The following is a 3,868-nucleotide window of genomic DNA, read 5'->3' on the forward strand; positions in this document are numbered from 1 at the left end:
AAGGCGACATCCGCTTCCGGATCGCTCCAAATGCCTTGGTCGTCGGGACCGCGATGCGCGAGCTCAGCACCGATTCTGGCGAGGAGCGGCTGATCCCCCGCGCATTTGCCGATGATGCCCGCAATGCCGCACACTCGCAAAGACCCCTTTCAGCGCTGGCCAAGTCGAACCCGGTTAGCACAGTGCTTAAACCGAGTCCGCAGCTCTAGCCGCTCGAAAGCCCCAGGCAAAAGCCTCGCGCGGGACAATTTAGGTCGTTAAGCGGGGCTTGTGAGAAGCGTCCTCAAAGCGGCATTTCGGGCAGCTGGTTTCGAAATCCGGCGCGTGGCGGACGATTTCGTGCTGCCTGTCGAATTCACAAAGCGGGAAGTCGAGATTTTCGATTACGTGTGGAACAACCGCCTGACCATGGAACTGAAAACGGGTCTTACCGCAGCCATGCTCGCTGCGAAGCACGCGGTCGAGGCGGACATTCCGGGGGACTGGGTCGAATGTGGCGTCTGGCGCGGCGGCGTGTCGCTCGCGGCTAAACTCATCTTCGAGGAACATCGGTCGGCCAAAAGCGCGTGGCTATTCGACACATTCGCTGGAATGACCGAGCCTGGCGAACATGATCGGCCCAAGTTCGAGAAGTACGACACCCAAAACACATTCGAGCAACAACAACGCGAAGATTACAATGAGTGGTGTCACGCCTCGGTTGAAGACGTCCGCAAAAACTTCGAACGCGCCGGCGCTGATTTAAATGGCGTTCATTTGGTGAAAGGCGATGTCGCAGAAACTTTGGCTGACGCCGCCAACCTTCCGCAGCAAATTTGCGTGCTTAGGCTCGACACGGACTTTTACAAAGGCACCCGGACCGAGCTTGAGATCCTCTATCCGCGGCTTTCCTTGGGCGGGCCAATCCTCATCGGCGACGTCGGTTATTGGGAAGGCGTAAAAAGGGCAGTCGATGAATATTTTGTCGACCCGCGCACTCGGCCGTTGCTCTATTATACTGACTTGTCCGACCGAATGGGCGTGAAAGTCAGCTAATGGGCAGCGTCCGTCCGCTAATGTGAGCGATCATGTCCGCTCACCAGTCATCGATTCGGTCAAACCCACAGGGCGCCCTTCCATGAGCGCCCGCCGAAACACTCTGTACAACCTCGCCGGAGCGGCGCTCCCAATCGCCGTATCGTTCCTGACGGTGCCCGCCTATCTGAGCCGGATCGGGGACGCCCGCTTCGGAATCCTCTCTGTGGCGTGGCTCTTATTGGGCTATTTCGGGATTCTCGACCTTGGCCTTGGGATGGCCACCGCACAGCAGGTCGCAGCACGAGAGAAAGAGGGTCGGGCGACGCAAGCCCGGATCTTCTGGACAGCTTTGCTGACCAACGCCAGCCTCGGCATTGCCGGCGGTCTCGTCGCCTGGCCCATAGCGCAACTTTATTTCGGACACGCGCTGAAGGTCACTGGAGATATCCGCGGGGAGACGATGGTCGCGCTTCCCTGGCTGATCGTTGCAGTGCCGCTCGCCATGGTCGCCGGAGTGCTAACCGGAACACTTCAGGGTCTCCATCGCTTCGCGAGCCTCAACGCCATCTCTTTCATCGGCACGGTGATCTTTCAGGTTCTTCCGCTAGCAGCAGCTGCGTTTTGGTCACCATCGCTCACCGTCGTGCTGCCCATTGCCATTGGCGCTCGCGCGCTGACCGTGGTGCTGCTGTGGTTCGAGTGTCATCGCCACCTGCTGAGGGGCTATCCGGTTGCCTATCACCGTTCCGAACTCCGATCGCTCCTGCGCTTCGGCTTCTGGATAACCGTTTCAGTGCTCTTCGTTCCCGTGATGTCTTTGATCGACCGCTTCGTCATAGGCGCATTTATCAGCGCGGCGGCGGTGAGCGCCTACGTCATACCTTACAATTTGGCCGAGCGAGTCTGCATCTTAGGCAACTCAGCCGGAGCCGCGCTTTTCCCGCGCTTTTCCTCGCTCTCCAAACAACAAACGATAGAACTCGCCTACAGATCTGAGCGAACACTCCTTGCCATAATGGTAATCGCTTCGGTGGCGGCCATTTATCTGGTCAGGCCGTTCATTACCATTTGGATCAGCCCAGGCTTCGCAAACAAGTCGTCGCATGCAGCGGAAATCCTAATGGCCGGCATCTGGCTCGAATCCCTGTCGCGAATCCCGCTACATGCGCTCCGCGGGCAGTTTCGCCCGGCCGCGGTTGCAAGGATCGATCTCACGGTGATGATCCCTTTCTGGCTCGTTCTTTATATGCTCATTCGAACCAATGGCATCGAAGGAGTGGCGGCAGCTTACGTCTTTCGCGTCGGCGTCACCTACCTTCTATTGGCCAGCGCAATCGGAACCTTGGCCAGGATGCTGCGGATGGTAATGCTGACGGCTGCGCTGGTCCTTGCGTCGGTCGTCGCGGCAAGATTGCTTCATCCGTTAAGTGTCGGCTGGGACTTGGCCTTTATCGGGTCGATTGCAATTGGCCTGCTGCTCGCTTTTCGGTTCCTGCCACCCAGCCAACGTGAAGAACTGGTCGGGCGTCTCCATGCAACCCTAGTATCAATTCGAGCGCGGAGGCGAGCTCAGTGAGCAAGAATGGTCCTCATTTGCCCGCGAGTCCGGCCTCGGTACGAGCGGCCGAACCAACGCCGCACGACGTCATTTGGAGTCCGGACCGAATTCAGCGCTTTTGGGATTTCATCGGCTCCAGCAGCGATCGTGAAGACACCTACTTTTCCAAGCTTCATGGCCGAAGCCTGATTGACTTCGTCTCCGCGCGAATTCCGATTGGCAGAGCTTTCGATATGGGTTGCGGCCGGGGCGACCTGATTGGGTATTTGCTCGAGAAATACGAGGCCTCGGGCGCAGACCAATCACCGACAAGCGTGGCGGAAGTGAATCGTAAGTTCGGCGGCCACCGGCGCTTTCGAGGAGCCTTCGTGGGGACGGAGCAAGTTGCCGATTCAACGGCCGATACGCTGTTCATCGTCGAAGTGGTCGAGCATCTCGACGATCAATCGCTCGCCTCGGTTCTGTCCGAAGCGCGAAGGCTGTTGAAGCCCGGCGGCAATCTGGTGCTGACCACGCCAAACGATGAGAATCTGGAGGCAAGCAAGATCATGTGCCCCGAGTGCGCGTGCATCTTTCACAGCTGGCAACACGTACGCTCATGGACGAAAGCCAGCCTCGTCGACTACCTGCGCGAATTCGGCTTCGAAGGGGTGGGCGTCCCGACGCTGCTCAGTCAGCACAGCGGCGCAAAGAGGGCGGCGCAACGGATCGTGCGCCGGCTTTTGGCATATCCAAAGCCGCATCTCGTTTACGTTGGGTCGCGCACTGCATGAGAATTACGACCCGCGCGGCGCGATCCATCAGTCGCAGAATGCGTAAGGCGCGAACCGCCTCTTTGCGGCGGCGACTGACGAGGCAGGTCAAACAGCTCGACGCGATGGGGATCGTCATCGTGTCCAACAATTGCGTTCCAGGAATTCTCTATGAATGGGCCGAGCTCCCGAAGCAGTCGCCGACCGCTGGGCTTTATTTCAGTGGAAATGCCTACGGCCGCTTCCTCAACGACCTCGCAAGCGGGCGGTTGAACAGATGGCTCGAATTCGACGAGGCCAGCTTGGTCTACAACGATGATCAGTCTTGCTGGTCGTATCCCGTAGCCGGTGGGGGTCAACTCGTGTTCCTCCATTATACCAGTTGCGAGGAGGCCATCAGCAAGTGGCGGCGCCGGATCGAGCGCCTCGATGGACGAACCTTGCTGATCGTCAGCTCCATTCAAGGTGGCATCACGCTGAAGTCGTTGCGCGAGCCTCTGGCAAAGCTGCCTTTGTCGTTCACTGTCGACGGAAACCCGTC

Annotated in this window: 5 protein-coding genes; all 5 read left to right on the forward strand. The window is 58.7% G+C overall.

Annotation, left to right across the window (positions count from 1 at the left end; genetic code table 11):
• The coding region (locus VJV58_RS07430; RefSeq protein WP_324136693.1) for a hypothetical protein at positions 1-209 on the forward strand (209 nt) is incomplete at its 5' end.
• 115 nt (positions 210-324) lie between these two features.
• A complete protein-coding gene (locus VJV58_RS07435) occupies positions 325-1,035 on the forward strand; it encodes a TylF/MycF/NovP-related O-methyltransferase (protein WP_324136694.1) in 711 nt (236 codons plus the stop codon).
• 82 nt (positions 1,036-1,117) lie between these two features.
• Entirely contained in the window at positions 1,118-2,593 is a 1,476-nt protein-coding gene (locus tag VJV58_RS07440; RefSeq protein WP_324136695.1) for an oligosaccharide flippase family protein, read from the forward strand.
• On the forward strand, positions 2,590-3,348 hold the full coding sequence (locus VJV58_RS07445) for a class I SAM-dependent methyltransferase (protein ID WP_324136696.1): 759 nt from the start codon (positions 2,590-2,592) through the stop codon (positions 3,346-3,348). The genes VJV58_RS07440 and VJV58_RS07445 overlap by 4 nt, the downstream gene beginning before the upstream one ends.
• A 38-nt stretch (positions 3,349-3,386) precedes the next feature.
• Positions 3,387-3,868: DUF1919 domain-containing protein (locus VJV58_RS07450; protein ID WP_324136697.1), on the forward strand; the 482-nt coding region annotated here is incomplete at its 3' end.

The sequence above is a fragment of the Bradyrhizobium sp. genome, from assembly GCF_035273305.1.
Taxonomy (GTDB): domain Bacteria; phylum Pseudomonadota; class Alphaproteobacteria; order Rhizobiales; family Xanthobacteraceae; genus Bradyrhizobium.